The organism is Salmonella sp. SAL03688 (assembly GCF_046551895.1).
Classification (GTDB): Bacteria; Pseudomonadota; Gammaproteobacteria; order Enterobacterales; family Enterobacteriaceae; genus Salmonella; species Salmonella enterica.
Genome location: NZ_JBGDVI010000048.1, coordinates 1 through 3,576, shown reverse-complemented (window position 1 = coordinate 3,576; position 3,576 = coordinate 1). Strand labels below are relative to the sequence as shown.

Sequence of the window (3,576 nt, the reverse complement as noted above, 5' to 3'; positions counted from 1 at the left end):
ACTGCGGCGCCTGCGGAAACTGGAGGATGAGAATCAGCGGCTGAAGAAGCTGGTCGCTGAGCTGAGTCTGGACAAGGAGATGCTACAGGAGGTACTGAAGCAAAAGTTCTGAGGCCGGCTCAGAAGCGCCAGGCGGTGACATTTTTGCGGGAGGCTTACCGTATCAGCGTCCGGCGGGGATGCGGGTTGCTGATGCAGAGCAGAACCGTTTACCACTGGCAGAGCCGGCGTGATGATCGGGAGATAACCCTGCGTATCCGGGAAATAGCGGAAACCCGGATACGCTACGGTTGCCCGCGTATTCATATTCAGTTGCGCCGGGAGGGATGGCCTGTTAACCACAAGAAAACCCACCGGATTTATTGTCCGGAAGGCCTGAACCTGAGCAGAAAACGCCCCGCAGACATGTCAGTGCAGCACGCCGTCAGCAGCGCCCGGTCCTGACGCATGTCGATCAGTGCCGGAGTATGGATTTTGTGTCAGATAATCTGTTTAACGGGCGGCGTTTTCGGGCGCTGACTGTAGTGGATAATTTTAGTCGGGAATGCCTGGCGATCCATGCCGGAAAATCGTTAAAAGGCGAGGATGTGGTCAGAATAATGGAGGCACTGCGGGTGCCGGTACGTATCCAGACGGATAACGGCAGCGAGTTTATCTCAAAAAGTCTGGATAAATGGGTGTATGAACACGGCGTCACAATGGACTTCTCGCGCCCCGGAAAGCCGACAGATAACCCGTTTATTGAATCATTTAACGGCAGTCTGCGGGATGAATGCCTGAACATTCACTGGTTCCTGTCACTGGAAGATGCGCAGGAAAAACCCGACAACTGGCGCAGGGAATACAAGCATGAGAGAACGCATTCATCATTAAATGACATGACTCCGGCTAAATTTATCCGAAGTCTCCGGAAAGACGAAGATCTCTGATTTAGCACTGTACTGAATTTGGGCCAGGGTCATTAAAATCACGCCTCATCTTCTTCCACAGGTTCAAGCGCGTCAAGTCCCTTTCAGAACGGTGAACAACTCTCCATTTGACCTGCAAGCCATTCAGAACCCGTCAAAGATAAAATCGAGAGCATTTTTGATGGTTTGCCTGTGGGAACGAACGTCCATCACCTCATCACCAATCTGCGAAAGCCTGATACTCGCCATTTCGTGAGTCATCACCAGATAGTCATTACCTTCCACATTCAGAGTGGGCGTGAGGCGCTTAACTGGGTTATTTACCAATCTGCTCACAGGAAACAATGGGATAACCATGCGAGTATGCAGTTCATCAATAATATCGCTTTGCACATCAAGTAAATAAGGATAAGCCTTGCTGTTTCCTTTATTGCGATAAACCATGTATTGCATGATTAAAACGTCCTGTAATCGTCCGATAAAAGGCCGTGCTCATCAGTAATACGATTGAGCTCCTGCAAACCCGCTCTATTTTCTGCTTTCCAGCGTTCAACGCCTGTGGCACTGATTTCCTCTTTCAGCGCGGCGGTAAGCACCGCTGACAGATTAATACCTGCATCACGGGCTTGCTGAAGCAATGCAGGTTCCAGCGTGACACTGACTGTTTTTTTATGTCGTACACTCATACCCGACATAGAGCCTCCTGAAATTACACGTGTAATAAACACATGTATCTAGTATGGGGAGTATTTAAGCAAATGGCAATGAGAGGCGACTATCTCGCTCGGATAGCAACATCTTTGCCTGTCAGGTTTCCTTTAAACGGTTGTCAAAATCTACCATATCCGAATGACTCACTACACGACCAGCATCCACATCGGCAAGACCGACCTGGATGCTCTGATGACGCCGTTCTCTTTCTGCCAGCATGGAGAGTAATGCTTCCTTTATGACCCAGCTCTTTGAACGATCCAGCTCTACAGCCAGATTCTCAACGGCAAGAGCCAACTCAACTGGAATCTGAGCGCTGATGGTCTGTTTAGCAGAAGAAACCATAGGGATCACCTCATTTAATAACACTTAATAACTACTATTAAGATTAGCATAGCGGTGCCTATAAAAACATCATATCTTATTTCGCAGGCAACATCCCCGGATAGTGCTTAGCCACAATGTCATTCATCTTCTCCACCGGGTCCAGACGCTTAAACGTGATATGCCCGCTGCCTTTCTGAAAGTAGCGAATGGTGAACATATCGTCTTCAAAGACCTGTTGATGCGGGTTATCGTGTCGTGAAGCGCCTGCCATAGCCGTTCAACATGATTTACCCATGGCGAGTAAACCGGCTAATAAATCACCCTGAACTTCGGATTCTGCTTCAGCCAGCGCTGTGTTTCCCGGCTTTTGTGGATAATATAGTTGTCCACGATGAGCGTTATTGTTTTTGCCCGTCGGTACGTCGCCTTCAGATGCTTTAACAGACTGATAAACAACACTCAACTTTTACTGTTTCCACCCACGTAGCTGACCTTACCTGTTCCGCTGTGCAGTGCGCTAGACAGATAATATTTTTCATTCTGTCCCGGCGTCACCACGCGTTTTTGCTGCCCGCGTGGCTGCCAGTCCGCACCGATTTTGGGATTAAGATGGATATCCACCTCATCTTCATAAAATAGCGCTGCATTCGTCCAGCGCTTTGTGGATTGCCGCCATCTTTTCATCTTTATGCGGGTCACGGATACGCAGGATTAGCGCGGCCCTTCGCCACACAAGCCCCGCAGACGGCAACCAGCGGCGAACGGTTCCGGCATGTAACTGGCAACCGGTTATCTCATTGATTTTTATTGCCAGAAGTTCTGTACTCCAGCGGGAACGCTGGTAGCCAAAATCACCGGGAGAGTGTTTTACCAGCTCACGTAACAGCGTGCAGATATGCTCAAACGGCCAGCGACGGGTACGCCCGGCAGGTAATGATTTCAGACCTTCAATACCCGACAACGTGAACCAGTTAATCCAGCGACCGACGGAGGAACGGGCACAGCAGAGCGTTCTGGCAACGTCGCTGACGCGATCGCCCCGGTGCAGCATCAGCATGGCAGTCAGCCTGCGGGCATAATTTTTATCGTGCGTTTTATGGATAGCTTTCTACATCAGGCGTCGTTCGTCACGGGGAATTAGTGCTATGATCGGCATCGCTCAGTCCGGTTGGTGATTTGTGATTTTTGGCGATTGATCAGATCGCACAATCCGGGCTGAGTTCCCTCAAAGTGATCTACTATTTGGCGCAGCTATTTAAGTTTTACAAGTAAGGACATGCCGTCACCGTCAACAAGTGAATACTCTTTATCCTCAGGTTTCGCAGAACGAACTTTAGTATCCGTTAGGTCATGATGGACCTCCTTCGATTGGTATCTCGTGAGTATACAAGCAATATAGAATCGGAAAATATACTCATTAGTATACTCACAAGCTTGTTGATGTGGGTTGACTCAGATTGACTTCTGTTGAAAGGAAAATCGAGGAAAGCCTTGCGGATACTGGATTTCAGGCACAAAAAAAGACGTCCGTTGATCTTACCCAGCAATAGTGGACACGCGACTAAGTGAGTAAACTCTCAAGTAAGAGGTGACTCACATGACAAAACCTGCATCAACCACTAAAAAGCCA

At 48.9% G+C, this 3,576-nt stretch carries 3 protein-coding genes and 3 pseudogenes; 1 reads left to right on the top strand and 5 read right to left on the bottom strand.

All coding sequences use genetic code 11. The annotated features are described in order from the left end of the window. Positions 1–929: pseudogene (locus ACLJR2_RS23620) on the top strand (IS3 family transposase); the annotation flags it as partial. 123 nt (positions 930–1,052) lie between these two features. On the opposite strand, the gene ACLJR2_RS23615 reads toward ACLJR2_RS23620, so the two are convergent. From ACLJR2_RS23615 to ACLJR2_RS23595, 5 genes and pseudogenes are all read right to left on the bottom strand, one after another. Next, entirely contained in the window at positions 1,053–1,361 is a 309-nt protein-coding gene (locus tag ACLJR2_RS23615) for a CcdB family protein (protein WP_001199743.1), read from the bottom strand. Between the two features lie 2 nt (positions 1,362–1,363). Then, on the bottom strand, positions 1,364–1,603 hold the full coding sequence (locus tag ACLJR2_RS23610) for a type II toxin-antitoxin system CcdA family antitoxin (RefSeq protein ID WP_000016244.1): 240 nt from the start codon (positions 1,601–1,603) through the stop codon (positions 1,364–1,366). A gap of 112 nt (positions 1,604–1,715) precedes the next feature. Beyond that, the gene (locus ACLJR2_RS23605; protein WP_000254752.1) at positions 1,716–1,964 is read right to left on the bottom strand and encodes a CopG family ribbon-helix-helix protein; all 249 of its coding nucleotides are present in this window, start codon (positions 1,962–1,964) and stop codon (positions 1,716–1,718) included. 76 nt (positions 1,965–2,040) lie between these two features. Beyond that, positions 2,041–2,196 (bottom strand): annotated as a pseudogene (locus tag ACLJR2_RS23600) (DUF4942 domain-containing protein); the annotation flags it as partial. Next, positions 2,187–3,048, bottom strand: a pseudogene (locus ACLJR2_RS23595) (IS630 family transposase); the annotation flags it as partial. The pseudogenes ACLJR2_RS23595 and ACLJR2_RS23600, both read right to left, overlap by 10 nt. Positions 3,049–3,576 lie beyond the last annotated feature (528 nt).